The organism is Enterococcus sp. AZ095a (assembly GCF_050546735.1).
In the GTDB taxonomy this organism is placed as follows: Bacteria; Bacillota; Bacilli; order Lactobacillales; family Enterococcaceae; genus Enterococcus_D; species Enterococcus_D entomosocium.
This window is the reverse complement of record NZ_CP172953.1, coordinates 266,830-282,615: the sequence shown is the minus strand read 5'-3', so window position 1 is coordinate 282,615 and position 15,786 is coordinate 266,830. Positions and strand designations below refer to the sequence as shown.

25 protein-coding genes are annotated in these 15,786 nt (G+C 42.8%); 2 read left to right on the top strand and 23 right to left on the bottom strand.

The genetic code is table 11. From position 1 onward, the window contains the following. Nucleotides 1–26 precede the first annotated feature (26 nt). The 21 genes from rpmD to thiD form a co-directional block, all read right to left on the bottom strand. Nucleotides 27–206 carry a 50S ribosomal protein L30 gene (rpmD, locus tag IGJ26_RS01370; protein WP_003128015.1) on the bottom strand — a complete coding sequence of 60 codons (180 nt, stop codon included), beginning with the start codon at nt 204–206 and terminating at the stop codon, nt 27–29. 13 nt (nt 207–219) lie between these two features. Further along, complete coding sequence (gene rpsE / locus IGJ26_RS01365; RefSeq protein ID WP_003128014.1) at nt 220–720, bottom strand: 30S ribosomal protein S5; 501 nt, start codon at nt 718–720, stop codon at nt 220–222. A gap of 20 nt (nt 721–740) precedes the next feature. Then, nucleotides 741–1,097 carry a 50S ribosomal protein L18 gene (gene rplR, locus IGJ26_RS01360; protein ID WP_005227097.1) on the bottom strand — a complete coding sequence of 119 codons (357 nt, stop codon included), beginning with the start codon at nt 1,095–1,097 and terminating at the stop codon, nt 741–743. A gap of 57 nt (nt 1,098–1,154) precedes the next feature. Next, on the bottom strand, nt 1,155–1,691 hold the full coding sequence (gene rplF / locus IGJ26_RS01355) for a 50S ribosomal protein L6 (RefSeq protein ID WP_005227095.1): 537 nt from the start codon (nt 1,689–1,691) through the stop codon (nt 1,155–1,157). A 31-nt stretch (nt 1,692–1,722) separates the two neighbouring features. Further along, a complete protein-coding gene (gene rpsH / locus IGJ26_RS01350; RefSeq protein WP_005227093.1) occupies nt 1,723–2,121 on the bottom strand; it encodes a 30S ribosomal protein S8 in 399 nt (132 codons plus the stop codon). A 32-nt stretch (nt 2,122–2,153) separates the two neighbouring features. Then, nucleotides 2,154–2,339 (bottom strand): type Z 30S ribosomal protein S14, encoded by a 186-nt coding sequence (locus tag IGJ26_RS01345; RefSeq protein ID WP_003128010.1) that lies wholly within the window; start codon nt 2,337–2,339, stop codon nt 2,154–2,156. 18 nt (nt 2,340–2,357) lie between these two features. Further along, nucleotides 2,358–2,897, bottom strand: coding sequence for a 50S ribosomal protein L5 (rplE, locus tag IGJ26_RS01340; protein ID WP_005227088.1), 540 nt, complete (start codon nt 2,895–2,897; stop codon nt 2,358–2,360). Between the two features lie 27 nt (nt 2,898–2,924). Further along, nucleotides 2,925–3,236, bottom strand: coding sequence for a 50S ribosomal protein L24 (gene rplX, locus IGJ26_RS01335; protein WP_005232526.1), 312 nt, complete (start codon nt 3,234–3,236; stop codon nt 2,925–2,927). A gap of 35 nt (nt 3,237–3,271) precedes the next feature. Beyond that, nucleotides 3,272–3,640 carry a 50S ribosomal protein L14 gene (gene rplN / locus IGJ26_RS01330; RefSeq protein WP_003128006.1) on the bottom strand — a complete coding sequence of 123 codons (369 nt, stop codon included), beginning with the start codon at nt 3,638–3,640 and terminating at the stop codon, nt 3,272–3,274. Nucleotides 3,641–3,700: 60 nt separating this feature from the next. Then, nucleotides 3,701–3,967 carry a 30S ribosomal protein S17 gene (gene rpsQ / locus IGJ26_RS01325; protein ID WP_005232528.1) on the bottom strand — a complete coding sequence of 89 codons (267 nt, stop codon included), beginning with the start codon at nt 3,965–3,967 and terminating at the stop codon, nt 3,701–3,703. 24 nt (nt 3,968–3,991) lie between these two features. After that, on the bottom strand, nt 3,992–4,180 hold the full coding sequence (gene rpmC, locus IGJ26_RS01320) for a 50S ribosomal protein L29 (RefSeq protein WP_005232529.1): 189 nt from the start codon (nt 4,178–4,180) through the stop codon (nt 3,992–3,994). Next, entirely contained in the window at nt 4,170–4,604 is a 435-nt protein-coding gene (gene rplP / locus IGJ26_RS01315; protein ID WP_005226918.1) for a 50S ribosomal protein L16, read from the bottom strand. Before rplP ends, rpmC begins: the two co-directional genes overlap by 11 nt. Nucleotides 4,605–4,606: 2 nt before the next feature. Beyond that, nucleotides 4,607–5,263, bottom strand: coding sequence for a 30S ribosomal protein S3 (gene rpsC / locus IGJ26_RS01310; RefSeq protein WP_005226916.1), 657 nt, complete (start codon nt 5,261–5,263; stop codon nt 4,607–4,609). Between the two features lie 13 nt (nt 5,264–5,276). Continuing rightward, complete coding sequence (gene rplV, locus IGJ26_RS01305) at nt 5,277–5,624, bottom strand: 50S ribosomal protein L22 (protein ID WP_003127973.1); 348 nt, start codon at nt 5,622–5,624, stop codon at nt 5,277–5,279. A gap of 23 nt (nt 5,625–5,647) precedes the next feature. Next, entirely contained in the window at nt 5,648–5,926 is a 279-nt protein-coding gene (gene rpsS, locus IGJ26_RS01300; RefSeq protein ID WP_005226914.1) for a 30S ribosomal protein S19, read from the bottom strand. A 42-nt stretch (nt 5,927–5,968) separates the two neighbouring features. Beyond that, on the bottom strand, nt 5,969–6,802 hold the full coding sequence (gene rplB / locus IGJ26_RS01295) for a 50S ribosomal protein L2 (RefSeq protein ID WP_005226912.1): 834 nt from the start codon (nt 6,800–6,802) through the stop codon (nt 5,969–5,971). Between the two features lie 39 nt (nt 6,803–6,841). Beyond that, entirely contained in the window at nt 6,842–7,135 is a 294-nt protein-coding gene (locus tag IGJ26_RS01290) for a 50S ribosomal protein L23 (protein ID WP_005226911.1), read from the bottom strand. Then, nucleotides 7,135–7,758 carry a 50S ribosomal protein L4 gene (gene rplD, locus IGJ26_RS01285; RefSeq protein ID WP_005226910.1) on the bottom strand — a complete coding sequence of 208 codons (624 nt, stop codon included), beginning with the start codon at nt 7,756–7,758 and terminating at the stop codon, nt 7,135–7,137. Before rplD ends, IGJ26_RS01290 begins: the two co-directional genes overlap by 1 nt. Nucleotides 7,759–7,787: 29 nt before the next feature. Next, the gene (gene rplC, locus IGJ26_RS01280) at nt 7,788–8,417 is read right to left on the bottom strand and encodes a 50S ribosomal protein L3 (protein ID WP_003127967.1); all 630 of its coding nucleotides are present in this window, start codon (nt 8,415–8,417) and stop codon (nt 7,788–7,790) included. A gap of 22 nt (nt 8,418–8,439) precedes the next feature. Continuing rightward, the gene (rpsJ, locus tag IGJ26_RS01275; protein WP_003127966.1) at nt 8,440–8,748 is read right to left on the bottom strand and encodes a 30S ribosomal protein S10; all 309 of its coding nucleotides are present in this window, start codon (nt 8,746–8,748) and stop codon (nt 8,440–8,442) included. A gap of 340 nt (nt 8,749–9,088) precedes the next feature. Continuing rightward, nucleotides 9,089–9,919 (bottom strand): bifunctional hydroxymethylpyrimidine kinase/phosphomethylpyrimidine kinase, encoded by an 831-nt coding sequence (thiD, locus tag IGJ26_RS01270; RefSeq protein WP_194199335.1) that lies wholly within the window; start codon nt 9,917–9,919, stop codon nt 9,089–9,091. A gap of 107 nt (nt 9,920–10,026) precedes the next feature. Here thiD and IGJ26_RS01265 point away from each other — a divergent pair, with 107 nt between their 5' ends. Then, complete coding sequence (locus IGJ26_RS01265; RefSeq protein ID WP_430599805.1) at nt 10,027–11,472, top strand: PLP-dependent aminotransferase family protein; 1,446 nt, start codon at nt 10,027–10,029, stop codon at nt 11,470–11,472. Then, nucleotides 11,456–12,181: a nitroreductase family protein gene (locus IGJ26_RS01260; RefSeq protein ID WP_194199337.1), complete on the top strand. Its 726-nt coding sequence runs from the start codon at nt 11,456–11,458 to the stop codon at nt 12,179–12,181. The genes IGJ26_RS01265 and IGJ26_RS01260 overlap by 17 nt, the downstream gene beginning before the upstream one ends. Before the next feature lie 132 nt (nt 12,182–12,313). On the opposite strand, the gene tuf is transcribed toward IGJ26_RS01260, so the two are convergent. Together tuf and fusA are read right to left on the bottom strand one after the other, a co-directional pair. Beyond that, the gene (gene tuf, locus IGJ26_RS01255) at nt 12,314–13,501 is read right to left on the bottom strand and encodes an elongation factor Tu (protein WP_005226902.1); all 1,188 of its coding nucleotides are present in this window, start codon (nt 13,499–13,501) and stop codon (nt 12,314–12,316) included. 148 nt (nt 13,502–13,649) lie between these two features. Then, the gene (fusA, locus tag IGJ26_RS01250) at nt 13,650–15,734 is read right to left on the bottom strand and encodes an elongation factor G (RefSeq protein ID WP_005226900.1); all 2,085 of its coding nucleotides are present in this window, start codon (nt 15,732–15,734) and stop codon (nt 13,650–13,652) included. Between the last annotated feature and the right edge of the window lie 52 nt (nt 15,735–15,786).

The window sequence follows — 15,786 nt, the reverse complement described above, 5'->3', positions numbered from 1 at the left end:
CTTAATCAAACTAGATCTGCTGATCCTTAGACCTCTTCAACGTCCACTAAGTGAGAAACAGTGTTAACCATGCCTTTGATTGCATCATTAGCAGGTTTTACAACTGTTGAATTCAACTTTGTAAGACCTAACGCTTTTACAGTATCACGTTGGTTTTGGGGACGTCCGATAATACTGCGTTTTAAAGTAATTTTCAATTCAGCCATTATAGTGTCCTCCTTAACCGATTAATTCTTCTACTGATTTGCCGCGAAGTGCTGCCACTTCTTCAGCGCGTTTTAATTGTTTTAAACCTTCAACTGTTGCGCGAACAACGTTGATTGGTGTGTTAGAACCTAAAGATTTAGATGTGATATCAGCTACCCCAGCTAATTCCAATACGGCACGAACTGGTCCACCAGCAGCTACCCCAGAACCTTCTACAGCAGGTTTCATAAGGATGCGTCCGCCGCCGAATACACCGATAACTTCGTGAGGGATTGTAGAACCAACCATTGGTACTTCCACCAAGTTTTTCTTCGCGTCTTCGATTGCTTTACGGATTGCTTCTGGTACTTCTTGCGCTTTACCAGTACCGAAACCTACGTGTCCGTTTTTGTCACCGACAACAACTAATGCAGCAAAACGTAGACGACGTCCACCTTTAACAACTTTAGTTACACGGTTGATCGCAACAACGCGGTCTTCTAATTCCAAATGTTTTGGATCAATATAAACCATGAATGGTGTTCCTCCTTCTCTTAAAATTCCAGTCCATTTTCGCGAGCAGCTTCAGCTAAAGCTGCTACACGGCCATGGTAAAGGTATCCACCACGGTCAAAGACTACTACTTTAATACCTTTTGCTGCTGCACGTTCTGCGACTAATTTACCGACAGCTTGTGCTTGTTCAGTTTTTGTTGCACCTGAAACTTCTTTGTCTAAGGCAGAGGCACTTGCTAGCGTCACACCCGCTACGTCATCAATTACTTGTGCGTAGATGTTTTTGTTCGAACGGAACACGTTTAAGCGTGGGCACTCAGCAGTACCAGAGATTTTGTTACGTACACGACGATGTCTTTTCTGACGTGTCTTGTTTTTATCTGGTTTTGTAATCACAATTTGTCACCTCTTTTAATTTTGCTAGCCTAAGCTGCTAGTCGTAAAGAATTACGACTATTTACCAGTTTTACCTTCTTTACGGCGTACAAATTCGCCAACATAACGAATTCCTTTGCCTTTGTAAGGTTCTGGAGGACGAACGCCACGGATATTGGCAGCCAATTCGCCAACGACTTCTTTATCTGATCCTTTAACGATCACAGAAGTGTTTGAAGGAACTTCGATTTCGATTCCAGCTGGCGCTTCGATTTCAACTGGATGAGAGTAACCAACGTTCAATACAAGTTTTTTTCCTTGTAATTGAGCACGGTACCCAACCCCGATTAATTCTAACGCTTTTTGGAAACCTTCAGAAACACCAACAACCATGTTGTTGAAGTTTGCACGGGTAGTTCCGTGGATAGTTTTCATTTCTTTACTATCATTTGGACGAGTGAATGTTACTTCGTTTCCTTCGATATTCATTGTGATATCAGAAGAGAAAGTACGTGTTAATTCACCTTTAGGTCCTTTAACTGTAATGTCGTTTCCGTTTTGCTTGATTTCAACACCAGCAGGAAGAACGACGATCTTATTACCGATACGACTCACTTAGAGGCACCTCCTTGTGGAATATTTTAAATTACCATACATAAGCGACTACTTCGCCGCCAACATTTTTTGCTCTAGCTTCTTTGTCAGTGATTACACCGTCAGAAGTTGAGATAATCGCGATTCCTAGACCATTCAATACTTTTGGTACTTCGTCAGCTTTGACATAAGCACGCAAGCCTGGTTTAGAGATACGTTTTAAGTTTGTGATAACACGTTCACCGTTTTTACCGTATTTAAGAAATACGCGGATCACGCCTTGTTTGTCATCTTCAATGTATTCAACATCGCGGACGAAACCTTCACGTTTCAAGATTTCAGCGATATCACGTTTGATTTTTGAAGCAGGTACTTCTAGGCTTTCGTGTTTAACCATGTTTGCGTTACGCACGCGCGTTAGAAAATCTGCAATTGGATCTGTCATGACCATGGGATAATTTACCTCCTTTATGCGAGTATAGTTTACCAGCTAGCTTTCTTCACGCCGGGAATTTGTCCTTTATAGGCAAGTTCGCGGAAGCAAATACGGCAAAGATGAAATTTACGATAAACTGAATGTGGACGTCCGCAACGTTCACAACGAGTATATTCTTGCGTTGAGAATTTAGCAGGGCGTTTGTTTTTAGCAATCATTGATTTTTTAGCCACGTAGTTCGCCTCCTTTTTTTATTTTTGGAATGGCATGCCTAATTGTGTCAACAATTCACGAGATTCTTCATCTGTGTTTGCTGTTGTTACAATCACGATATCCATACCACGTACTTTGTCGATCAAATCATAATCTACTTCAGGGAAAATCAATTGTTCTTTGATACCTAAAGTGTAGTTTCCGCGTCCGTCGAACGCTTTTTTGCTCACACCGTGGAAGTCACGGACACGTGGCAATGACACACTTACTAGTTTATCTAAGAATTCATACATTCTTTCGCCGCGTAGAGTTACTTTCGCACCGATTGGCATTCCTTCACGTAAACGGAATCCTGCGATAGATTTTTTCGCTTTTGTGATCAATGGTTTTTGACCTGAGATCAATTGTAATTCTTCAACAGCTTTGTCTAAGTTTTTAGCATTAGAAACAGCGTCACCGACACCCATGTTGATAACGATTTTATCAACTTTTGGTGCTTCCATGATTGAGCTGTAGTTAAATTTGTCCATTAATGATGGGACAACTTCTTTTGAATATTTTTCTTTAAGGCGGTTCATCTGTTAGCCCCTCCTTCCTTCATCAGATTATTTATCAAGAACTTCTCCGGTTTTCTTAGAAACGCGGACTTTTTTGCCGTCAACTTCTTTGTAACCGACACGCGTAGCTTCACCGTTCGATGGATCAACCACCATCACGTTAGAAACATGAATTGGTGCTTCCATTTCAACGATTCCGCCTTGAGGAGCAGTTTGAGAAGGTTTTTGGTGTTTTTTGACAACATTGACACCTTCAACAACGACTTTGTCATTTTTAGGAAACGCTGCTAGCACAACGCCTTCTTTGTTTTTGTCTTTACCAGTGATAACTTTAACTTTATCGCCTTTTTTAACAAACATGTTTGTTTCGCACCTCCTTTAGATAAGAATCACTATTACAATACTTCTGGTGCTAGGGAAACGATCTTCATAAAGTTGCCTTCACGCAATTCGCGGGCAACTGGGCCAAAGATACGAGTTCCACGAGGGCTCTTATCGTCACGGATAATAACCGCAGCATTTTCATCGAATTTGATGTATGAACCGTCTGTACGACGAGCTCCTGATTTAGTACGAACGATAACGGCTTTAACGACGTCACCTTTTTTGACAACCCCACCTGGCGTTGCTTGTTTAACCGTAGCAACAATCACGTCACCAATATTGGCAGTTTTACGACCAGATCCGCCAAGGACTTTGATCGTTAGAATTTCACGGGCACCTGAGTTGTCCGCCACTCTTAATCGGCTTTCTGCTTGGATCACGATGTGTATCCTCCTTTCAGATTTTGCAATTCACAATCTATATAGGAAAATCTCGTGTGATTAGATAATCACTGCCTTTTCAACAATCTCTACTAGACGGAAACGTTTCGTAGCTGATAATGGACGAGTTTCCATAATTTTCACGATATCGCCAACTTTTGCTTCGTTGTTTTCATCGTGTGCTTTGTATTTCTTAGAATAGTTCAGACGTTTGCCGTAGATAGGGTGGTTTTTCTTTGTTTCAACGACAACAGAGATAGTTTTATCCATTTTGTCTGATACCACGCGACCTTGGTAAACTTTGCGTTGATTTCTTTCTTCAGTCATACGCTAAATGGCCTCCTTCCACTATTACTTAACTTGTTCACGCAATACTGTTTTAATGCGTGCAATCGATTTACGTACTTCTTTGATACGTGCAGTGTTTTCTAATTGACCTGTTGCTAATTGGAATCTAAGATTGAACAATTCTTCTTTCAATTGTTTTTCTTGATCTAGCATTTCGGCAGTGGTTAATTCTCTGATTTCTTTAACCTTCATTCGATTCACCACCCATTTCCTCACGTTTTACGATCTTCGTTTTCACTGGTAATTTGTGAGAAGCAAGACGTAGCGCTTCGCGCGCAACTTCTTCAGGTACACCGGCAATTTCAAACATGATTTTACCACGTTTAACTGGTGATACCCATCCTTCAGGAGCCCCTTTACCAGAACCCATACGTACCCCGATAGCTTTGGCAGTATAAGATTTGTGAGGGAAAATTTTGATCCATACTTTCCCGCCACGTTTCATATAACGAGTCATTGCGATACGGGCAGCTTCGATTTGACGGTTTGTGATCCAGTGTGATTCAACAGCTTGTAAGCCGTATTCACCGAATGCTACTTCTTTTCCGCCTTTCGCTTCGCCACGCATTTTTCCGCGGAACTCACGACGGTGTTTTACACGTTTAGGTACTAACATGTTTATTTCCCTCCTTTCTCAGTGTTCTTTTTAGTTGGAAGAACTTCTCCACGATAAATCCACACTTTAACTCCTAGTTTTCCGTATGTTGTATCTGCTTCTTCCCATGCGTAATCAATGTCCGCACGTAATGTATGAAGTGGAACTGTTCCTTCTGAGTAACCTTCTGAACGAGCGATATCCGCACCATTTAGACGGCCAGAAACTTGTGTTTTGATTCCTTTAGCGCCAGAACGCATTGTGCGTTGGATCGCTTGTTTTTGAGCACGACGGAAAGCAACACGGTTTTCTAATTGACGTGCGATTCCTTCGCCTACTAATTTAGCATCTAAATCTGGTTTTTTGATTTCAACGATGTTGATGTGAACTCGTTTGCCAGTTAGGCTATTTAATTCTTTTCTTAGGTTTTCGACTTCAGATCCGCCTTTACCGATAACCATACCTGGTTTAGCTGTGTGGATTGAAATATTCACGCGGTTTGCTGCACGCTCGATCTCAACTGTAGACACAGCGGCATCAGCAAGTTTAGATGCGATAAATTTACGGATTTTCAAATCTTCATGTAGAAATTCAGCATACTCTTTTTCAGCATACCATTTAGCATCCCAGTCACGGATGATGCCTACACGCATTCCAATTGGATGTACTTTTTGACCCACTGATTGTCCCTCCTTATTTTTCTGATACGACTACAGTAATATGACTTGTACGTTTGTTGATCGGTGAAGCTGAACCTTTCGCACGTGGACGGAAACGTTTCATCGTTGGTCCTTCGTTTACGAATGCTTCAGAAACAATCAAGTTTTCAACATCTAAGTCAAAATTATTTTCTGCATTGGCAATAGCTGACATCAAGACTTTCTCGATGATTCCAGCTGCTTTATTTGGTGTGAACTTTAAGATCGCGATTGCTTCAGCAACGCTTTTCCCTCTGATTAAGTCAATAACTAGACGAGATTTACGAGGAGAAACGCGGACTGTTTTAGCAGTTGCTTTCGCTGATGTGATTTGTTCTGCCATTTTTGGATATCCTCCCCTCAAAATTAGCGTCTTGTTTTCTTATCATCGGCAGCATGTCCGCGATAAGTTCTTGTTGGTGCAAATTCACCTAATTTGTGTCCTACCATGTCTTCTTGGATGTAAACTGGTACATGTTTCCGTCCATCATACACAGCAATTGTAAATCCGATAAAATTAGGGAAAATTGTAGAACGACGTGACCAAGTTTTGATCACTTTTTTCTTTTCAGCGCCTTCTTGTGCTTCGACCTTTTTCATCAAATGGTCATCGACAAAAGGTCCTTTTTTCAAACTACGACCCATGGTGTACCTCCTCTCAAAATGTGCGACACACGGTCAAGTATATTACTTAGTTTTACGACGACGAACGATAAGTTTGTCTGATTTTGCTTTTTTGTTACGTGTTTTGTAGCCAAGTGCTGGTTGTCCCCAAGGAGAAACTGGTGCTTTACGTCCGATTGGTGCTTTACCTTCACCACCACCGTGTGGGTGATCATTAGGGTTCATTACGCTACCACGTACAGTTGGGCGTTTGCGCATCCAACGAGAACGACCGGCTTTACCGATGTTGATCAATTCGTGTTGTTCATTACCAACAGAACCGATTGTTGCACGACATGATGCTAAGATCATCCGTACTTCACCAGAGTTCAAGCGGATCAATACGTATTTGCCTTCTTTACCAAGTACTTGAGCACTTGTTCCAGCTGAACGAATCAATTGTCCACCTTTACCAGGTTTCATTTCGATGTTGTGGATAACAGTACCGACTGGAATGTTTTCTAGTGGTAATGCATTCCCTACTTTAATATCTGCATCTGGACCAGAAACGACAGTCATGCCAACTTCTAATCCTTTAGGTGCTAAGATGTATGCTTTTACTCCATCCTCGTAATGTACTAACGCAATGTTAGCAGAACGGTTTGGATCATATTCAATCGTTTTAACCGTAGCAACGACGTTGTCTTTGTTACGTTTGAAATCGATCAAACGGTATTGACGTTTGTGACCGCCACCTTGATGACGAACCGTGATACGTCCGTTGTTGTTACGACCAGCATTGTTTTTCAAAGGAGCTAACAATGTTTTTTCTGGTGTTGAAGTTGTGATTTCAGCGAAATCAGAACTTGTCATATTACGACGGCCGTTCGTGGTAGGTTTGTACTTTTTAATCGCCACGTCTTTTTCCCTCCCATGTAAAATTTATGCGTGAGTTGCTTATTCAGCAGCTTCGAAAATTTGGATTTCTTTAGAATCTTCAGTTAAAGTCACAACAGCTTTGCGACGTTTTTTTGTATATCCTGCATATTTACCCATGCGTTTGAATTTAGGACGAACGTTGATGATGTTCACGTTTGCCACTTTCACTCCGTCAAAGGCAGCTTCTACAGCTTGTTTTACTAAAGTTTTGTTAGCTTTTGTGTCCACTTCAAAAGTGTATTTCTTGTCATCCATGGCAAGCATTGATTTTTCAGTGATCACTGGGCGTTTAATAACGTCTAGTAAGTTCATTATGCAAGCACCTCCTCGATCTGAGTAAGAGCAGTTTGTGTCACTAACATTTTGTCGTTAGAAACGATGTCTAGCACACTAATGTTATCAGCAGTAACTACAGAAACTTTTGGCAAGTTGCGCGCAGATAAAGCGGCAAAGTCGTTTTCAGATTCTAAAACTACCAATACTTTAGAGTCAATTGTCAAGTTAGCTAAAACTTGTTTGAATTCTTTTGTTTTTGGAGCATCAAAGCTTAATCCTTCTACTGCTACCAAGTTATTTGAAGCAACTTTTTCTGACAATACAGATTTCATTGCTAAGCGACGAACTTTTTTAGGAAGTTTGTAGCTGTATGAACGTGGTGTTGGTCCGAAGACTACGCCACCTCCACGCCATTGTGGTGAACGGATTGAACCTTGACGGGCACGTCCAGTTCCTTTTTGGCGCCATGGTTTACGGCCACCGCCACGAACGGCACTGCGGTTTTTCACAGCGTGTGTTCCTTGTCTTAATGAAGCGCGTTGCATGATGATTGCATCATAGACAACTGATTCATTTGGTTCGATTCCGAAGATTTCTTCGTTCAATGTAATTTCGCCATTTTGGCTTCCATCTTGTTTGAATAATGCTACATTCGGCATTCCTTAGTTCCTCCTTTCTTCCTATCTACTTATTTAGCTTTCACAGCTGATTTGATTGTAATCAATGATTTTTTCGCGCCAGGTACATTACCTTTGATCAAGATAACGTTGCGTTCTGCGTCTACGCGTACGATTTCCAAGTTTTGGATCGTGATGCGATTTCCGCCCATACGTCCAGCAAGACGTTTGTTTTTAAATACACGGTTAGGTGCAACTGGACCCATTGATCCAGGACGACGGTGGTAACGAGAACCGTGAGCCATTGGTCCGCGGCTTTGTCCGTGACGTTTGATAACGCCTTGGAATCCTTTACCTTTCGAAGTGCCGGTTACATCGATGATGTCTCCTGCTTCAAAAATATCAACTTTGATTTCTGATCCTACTTCTAAGCCCTCTAGCTCTACATTCTTGAATTCGCGAATGAAGCGCTTAGGAGCCGTGTTTGCTTTTGCAACATGACCTTTCGCAGGTTTGTTAGACAAAACTTCACGCATATCTTGGTAGCCGACTTGAATTGCTTCGTAGCCGTCATTTTCGATTGTTTTCACTTGTAGCACTACGTTTGGTGTAGCTTCTACTACAGTTACTGGAATCAATTCGCCAGATTCAGTGAAGATTTGAGTCATTCCCACTTTTTTCCCTAAGATTCCTTTGGTCATGATTACACCTCCATCTTAATTATTATAGTTTGATTTCGATATTAACACCGCTTGGCAAGTCTAGCTTCATTAAAGCATCAACAGTTTTTGGTGTTGGATTCACAATGTCGATTAGACGTTTGTGTGTACGCATTTCGAATTGTTCGCGTGAATCTTTGTATTTGTGCGTCGCACGGATGATCGTGTACAAGCTGCGTTCAGTTGGTAATGGAATTGGACCAGATACGCCAGCTCCAGTTCTCTTTGCAGTTTCTACGATTTTATCCGCTGATTGATCTAAAATACGATGTTCATACGCTTTTAAACGGATACGAATTTTTTGTTTTGCCATTGTTTTCCCTCCTTCGCCTATTTTGAAAAGTAGACATAGCTCCACGAAAATTTTCCGTCACGCTCGTCCATGGCAAAGCGTCCGGGCGTGTCGCAACCTCTCGTTTCGTAGCCGGCAGAAAATTTCTTTGCTGCCAGTGTGACTTACGTATTTACGTAAACAGCACCTTTATGATTATATTACGGATAAACATTGATTGCAAGCTTTTTTTATGGAAAAACCGGGATTCTTTTGCATTTCTTTCAGAAAATTTTCTTTTGTTTTCGAAACACAAAAAAAGAAGCGTTGCCCGCTTCTTTTAAGCGCTTCTTCAATTCCTATTTATATAGAAGCAAACCTGCTATTGCGGCGCTTCCTCATTCATACGTCCTTGGGCGTGGGTATAGGCACCATGCCACACATGGCCCACATAGGGATTGATGACCACGCCTTCTTTGATTGCTGCTGTGACAAAGGCTTTCGCTAAGCGAACACTTTCCACGACGGGTTTGCCTTTTGCAAGACCGGCAGCGATCGCCGCTGAAAAGGTGCAGCCTGCTCCGTGATTGAAATCAGTAGCGATTTTGCCACTTTCTAACAAGAGGAAGGATTCTCCATCATAAACAAGGTCAATGGCTTTTGCTCCTGGCAAGCGATGACCACCTTTGATCACGACGTATTTAGCACCTAATTGATGGATTTTTTCAGCAGCTTGCTTCATGGCTTCCACACTCGTCAAATCCCCCAAACCCGAAAGAATCCCCGCTTCTACTAAATTAGGAGTGACAACATCTGCTAAAGGCAACAAATGCGCGATGATGGCGTCGACACTTTTTGGCTGTAAGATTTCTGCGGTCCCTTTGCAAGCAATGACGGGATCGATCACCACATTTTTGACTTGCTGTTGTTGAATCATCTTCGCTGCTTGCACAATATTGTCTTCATTGCCTAACATCCCCGTTTTAAGGGCATCCATCGGATCACCTGCAAAAGCGGAGATCAATTGCTTTTCAACAAGTGCTGGTTCCATTGCTGTTACTTCATGGCTCCAACCCGCTTGTGGATCCATCGTGACGATCGAAGCAATCGTGGCAAAACCAAAGACACCATACTCCTGAAACGTTTTTAAATCTGCTTCGATACCGGCTCCTCCGGTTGAATCAGACCCGGCAATTGATATTACTTTTTCCATCTTCCTCATCTCCTTGTGCTTTTTGCTAAGTATAGTCAATCTTCCCCTTGACGAAAAGAGCCATTTGGCTTATTTTTAAACCATCCAATTGAAAAAGGTGGTGCAGGATGGCTTCATCAAGTATCGACAAACAAAAGAAACAACCGATTTACCAGCAGATCGTGACCCATTTTATCGAAGAGATCCAAGCGGGAACCTTTGGGCCTGGGGATCGTTTACCACCAGAGCGCAGCCTTGCTCAGACTTTTGACGTCAACCGTTCCACCGTCGTCAAAGCGTTAGATGAATTGAAAAGCTTAGGATGGATCGAACGAAAACAAGGCAGCGGCTCTCGCGTATTGGAAGGTCGTTGGGGGAACCGACAAACACCGCTTTCTTATTTGCGCTCGTCTTTAAGCAGCCCTTACTTGCAGCAAGACCCTTACGTTCAACAGATTCAGCACTTGCGCACCGAGAAGGATGTGCTGGATCTGTACACAGGTGATCTACCTGCCGATCTGATTCCCGACTTCACGTTTCCCGCCTTTACATGGGAAGAGATCCGCAAAGAAAGCACCAAAGTATTACCGACTGGTTATGAGCCTTTGCAAGAAATCTTATTGCAGCACCTTGCTGATTCCTTCAATTTGCCCACCAGCGGTCAAAAACTAGTAATTACTGCCGGTTCGACGCAAGGAATCACCTTGCTGATGCAAGTCTTATTGCATGCGGGGGATTGTATTGCGACAGAGGACCCTTCTTTCTTGTTCTCTCTCCCCTTGTTTTCCACGATGAATGTCCAGCTGATTGGGATCAAGCAGGATAGTGAAGGGATGCGGCCTGCGGCATTGGAAAAAGTGTTGAAGGAAAAGAAGATCAAATTCGTCTATCTGAATCCCACCTTCCAAAACCCAACTGGCCACACCATGAGCGAGCATCGGCGCCAAGCGATCATCCGCCTTTGCCAGACCTACCAAGTACCGATCATAGAAGACGATGTTTTTAGCGAGTTGGCTTTTGATGAAGTACCGCCCAAGCTAAAATCCATGGCTCCCGAAACCGTCATTTATTTAGGCTCGCTTTCAAAATTACTTGGGTCATCAATCAAAATCGGCTGGCTTTTGGTGCCAGAAGCGTTAGCCGACCAATTTGCCCAAGCGAAAAAACGGATGGCGATCGATACCACGATCTTCCCGCAAGTCCTTGCCAACATCGCCTTACGCTCCTCTGATTACCACCAGCAGCAGCGGACACTGCTTACAGAAATGGCCCAGCGCCAGCAAGACCTACTCCAACTCTTGCAGGCATTTCAGGAGGACTGGCAATGGCAGCCGACGAAAGGCGGTCTTTACCTGTGGTTGACTTGGCGTCACCGCACATTGACTCGCAAAGATTGGTCGCGCTTTTTGGCGAACGATTGCTTAGTAGCACCTGCGTTTCTTTTCAGTAACGATACGAATGGCTTGCGTTTGAACTATACCCGCTTAGCCAAAGATGATTTACCACGATTTCAAGAACGATTCACAAAAATCACCCAACAGTTAAAGGAGCAAACCTATGAACGAAACCATTGAGCTTTTGCACAATCATCGCACTTACCGACAATTTGACCCTGATTACCGCTTGAGCCAAGAACAAGTAACCGCGATTTTGACTGCCGCTCGTCAAGCACCAAGCTGGATGAATGGGCAAGCCTATTCGATCCTGGTGATCGACGACCCGCAGATCCGCCAACAAATGGTCGAATGGAATCCCGGCAATCCTCATATCGCAGCAAGTTCGCTCTTTCTGCTGTTTCTCGCAGATTTAAACCGAACCAAAAAAGTTGCTGACGAAAAACAGACCCCTTATCCAATCGATGAGGGCTATCAGCCATTATTGATCGCCACCACTGATGCCAGCATTGCTTTACAATCTGGTGCGATCGCTGCTGAATCACTGGGCTTAGGTACCGTCATTTCCGGCAGTGTCCGCAAAGACAGCGCCAAAATCGCTGAATTGTTGCACTTACCGGAATATGTCTACCCTGTGGCTGGCTTGAGCATCGGTAAACCAATCGTAGAAATGAAGGTCAAGCCTCGCTTGCCAGAAGAAGCGGTCATTCATTACAACCACTATCAGGACTATTCTTATGAGTCGATCGAAGCCTACGATCAAACAATGACTGATTTTGGAGAAGCTCGCGAGACCAAACCATGGTCAGAAAAATTTGCTGGGTTTTACCGCAATCGCCCTGACCAAGGATTTGACGCCTTCTTGAAGAAGCAAAAACTAATAAAATAAAAAGCACCGCTCTCTTTAGCTTCGATGAACCACAGTGGATTCGTCAACGCTAGAGATGGCGGCTCTTTTTTGGTTCTACGAGTTAAAAAAAAGAGCAAAAGCGCGTACGCTTTTGCTCTTCGATCAATCAAATTAAGCTTGGATTGAAGTTACAACGCCTGAACCAACAGTACGTCCGCCTTCACGAATTGAGAAACGAGTTCCGTCTTCGATAGCGATTGGGTGGATCAATTCAACGTCGATTGTTACGTTATCACCAGGCATAACCATTTCAGTTCCTTCTGGTAATTCAACAACACCAGTTACGTCAGTTGTACGGAAGTAGAACTGAGGACGGTAGTTAGTGAAGAATGGAGTGTGACGTCCACCTTCTTCTTTTGTTAAAACGTAAACTTCAGCTTTAAATTTTGTATGAGGTGTGATTGTACCAGCTTTAGCTAATACTTGTCCACGTTGGATGTCTTCACGAGCAACCCCACGTAGCAATGCACCAATGTTATCCCCTGCTTCAGCATAGTCTAACAATTTACGGAACATTTCAACACCAGTTACAGTTGTTTTAGCAGTTTCTTCAGCAATACCAACGATTTCAACTTCGTCACCAACGCGAACTTGTCCACGTTCAACACGGCCTGTAGCAACAGTACCACGTCCAGTGATTGAGAATACGTCTTCGACTGGCATCATGAATGGTTTGTCAGTGTCACGTTCTGGAGTTGGAACGTATTCGTCAACTGCAGCCATTAATTCCATGATTTTTTCTTCGTATGAAGCATCGCCTTCAAGAGCTTTCAAAGCAGAACCAGCGATTACAGGAACATCGTCGCCTGGGAAGTCATATTCTGACAATAAGTCACGAACTTCCATTTCAACTAATTCTAGTAATTCTTCGTCATCAACCATATCCATTTTGTTTAAGAAAACAACGATGTATGGTACACCAACGTTACGTGATAACAAGATGTGTTCACGTGTTTGAGGCATAGGACCATCAGCAGCAGATACTACTAAGATCGCGCCGTCCATTTGAGCAGCACCAGTGATCATGTTTTTAACGTAGTCCGCGTGTCCTGGGCAGTCAACGTGAGCATAGTGACGTGCTTCAGTTTCGTACTCAACGTGAGCAGTTGAGATAGTGATTCCGCGTTCGCGTTCTTCTGGAGCGCCATCGATTTGGTCGTAAGCTGAAGCTTGAGCCAAACCTTTTTTAGATAATACAGTTGTGATAGCAGCTGTAAGTGTAGTTTTACCATGGTCAACGTGTCCGATCGTACCAATGTTTACGTGGGGTTTAGAACGGTCAAATTTTTCTTTTGCCATTTTAAAATGTTCCTCCTAAAAATGCAGTTTATTTTTTATATTTGATAGGTAGGGAGCCGCAGCTCCCCATCCCTTATCATCGATAATATTGTACACGAAACTCAGAAAAAAATATAGCTTTTTACTTAATTTCCTATACTTCCATCAATTATTCAGCTTTGCCGCCGTTTTTCTTGATGATTTCTTCTTGAACAGATTTAGGTACATCTTCATAGTGATCAAATGTCATCATGAACGTACCGCGACCTTGTGTTGATGAACGAAGTGTTGTTGCGTAACCGAACATTTCAGCTAATGGCACGATTGCGTTCACGATTTGTGAGTTACCGTGTGCTTCCATTCCTTCTACGCGTCCACGACGAGCAGTTACGTGACCCATAACATCACCTAAGTAATCTTCTGGTACAGTGATAACTACTTTCATCATTGGTTCAAGAATTACTGGGTTTGCTTTCTTCGCTGCAGCACGTAAAGCCATAGAAGCTGCAACACGGAAGGCAGTTTCACTTGAATCGACATCATGGTATGAACCATCATAAAGTTTTGCTTTGATGTCTACTAATGGGTAACCGGCTAAGACACCGTTCGCCATTGAGTCTTCAAGTCCTTTTTCAACTGCTGGGATGTATTCACGAGGAACCACACCACCGACAATCGCGTTTTCGAATTCGAAGCCTTTACCTTCTTCGTTTGGTGTAAATTCGACCCATACGTGACCGTATTGACCTTTACCACCAGACTGACGTACAAATTTACCTTCCGCTTGTGTTGCTGCACGGAATGTTTCACGATAAGAAACTTGAGGCGCACCTACGTTTGCTTCAACTTTAAATTCGCGACGCATACGGTCAACTAAGACGTCCAAGTGAAGTTCTCCCATACCAGCGATAACAGTTTCGCCTGTTTCAGCGTTTGTTTCCACACGGAATGATGGATCTTCTTCAGCAAGTTTTTGTAAAGCAACCCCCATTTTATCTTGGTCAGCTTTTGATTTAGGCTCAACAGCGACTTCGATAACTGGTTCTGGGAATTCGATTGATTCAAGGATTACTGGTGATTTTTCATCACATAGTGTATCCCCAGTTGTTGTGTCTTTCAAACCAACAGCAGCGGCGATATCGCCTGAGTATACTGTTTGGATTTCAGCACGTGTGTTGGCGTGCATTTGTAGGATACGACCGATACGTTCGCGTTTGCCTTTTGAAGCATTCAATACGTATGATCCAGAGTTCAAGATACCTGAATACACACGGAAGAATGTCAAACGACCTACGAATGGGTCAGTCATTACTTTAAATGCTAATGAAGCAAATGGTGCTTCATCGTCAGCCGGACGATCAGTTTCTTCGTCTGTTTTAGGATTGATCCCTTTAATCGCAGGAACATCAAGTGGTGAAGGCAAGTAGTCGATGACTGCATCCAACATCAATTGAACCCCTTTGTTTTTAAAGGCAGATCCACAAAGAACAGGGAAAAAGTCAACAGTCAATGTTGCTTGACGAATACCAGCTTTCAATTCTTCCTCAGTGATTTCTTCACCTTCCAAGAATTTCATCATTAGTTCTTCATCAGTATCAGCAACAGCTTCGATTAATTTTTCGCGCCATTCTTCAGCTAATTCTACGTATTCTTCAGGAATTTCAGTCTCTTGGATTTCAGTTCCTAAGTCATTTGTGTAGATTTCAGCTTTCATTTTTACTAAGTCGATAATACCAGTAAAGTCATCTTCCGCACCAATTGGTAATTGGATTGGGTGAGCATTTGCTTGTAAACGATCATGTAAAGTTGATACAGAGTATAAGAAGTCTGCACCAATTTTGTCCATTTTGTTACAGAATACAACACGTGGTACGCGGTAATCTGTCGCTTGACGCCAAACTGTTTCTGTTTGAGGTTCTACACCTGATTGTGAGTCCAACACAGTTACAGCACCATCAAGTACACGCAATGAACGTTGCACTTCGATTGTGAAGTCCACGTGTCCTGGTGTGTCGATGATATTTACGCGGTTTTCTTTCCATTGCGCAGTTGTCGCAGCAGAAGTGATTGTGATCCCACGTTCTTGTTCTTGTTCCATCCAGTCCATTTGAGAAGCACCTTCATGTGTTTCACCAATTTTATGGATTTTACCTGTGTAATAAAGGATACGTTCAGTTGTCGTTGTTTTACCAGCGTCAACGTGGGCCATGATCCCGATATTACGAGTTTTTTCTAGCGAAAATTCTCTTGCCATTCTAGGTTGTTCCCCTCTCATTCTTACTTAACTTAAGCTAAGGTTGTCTCAG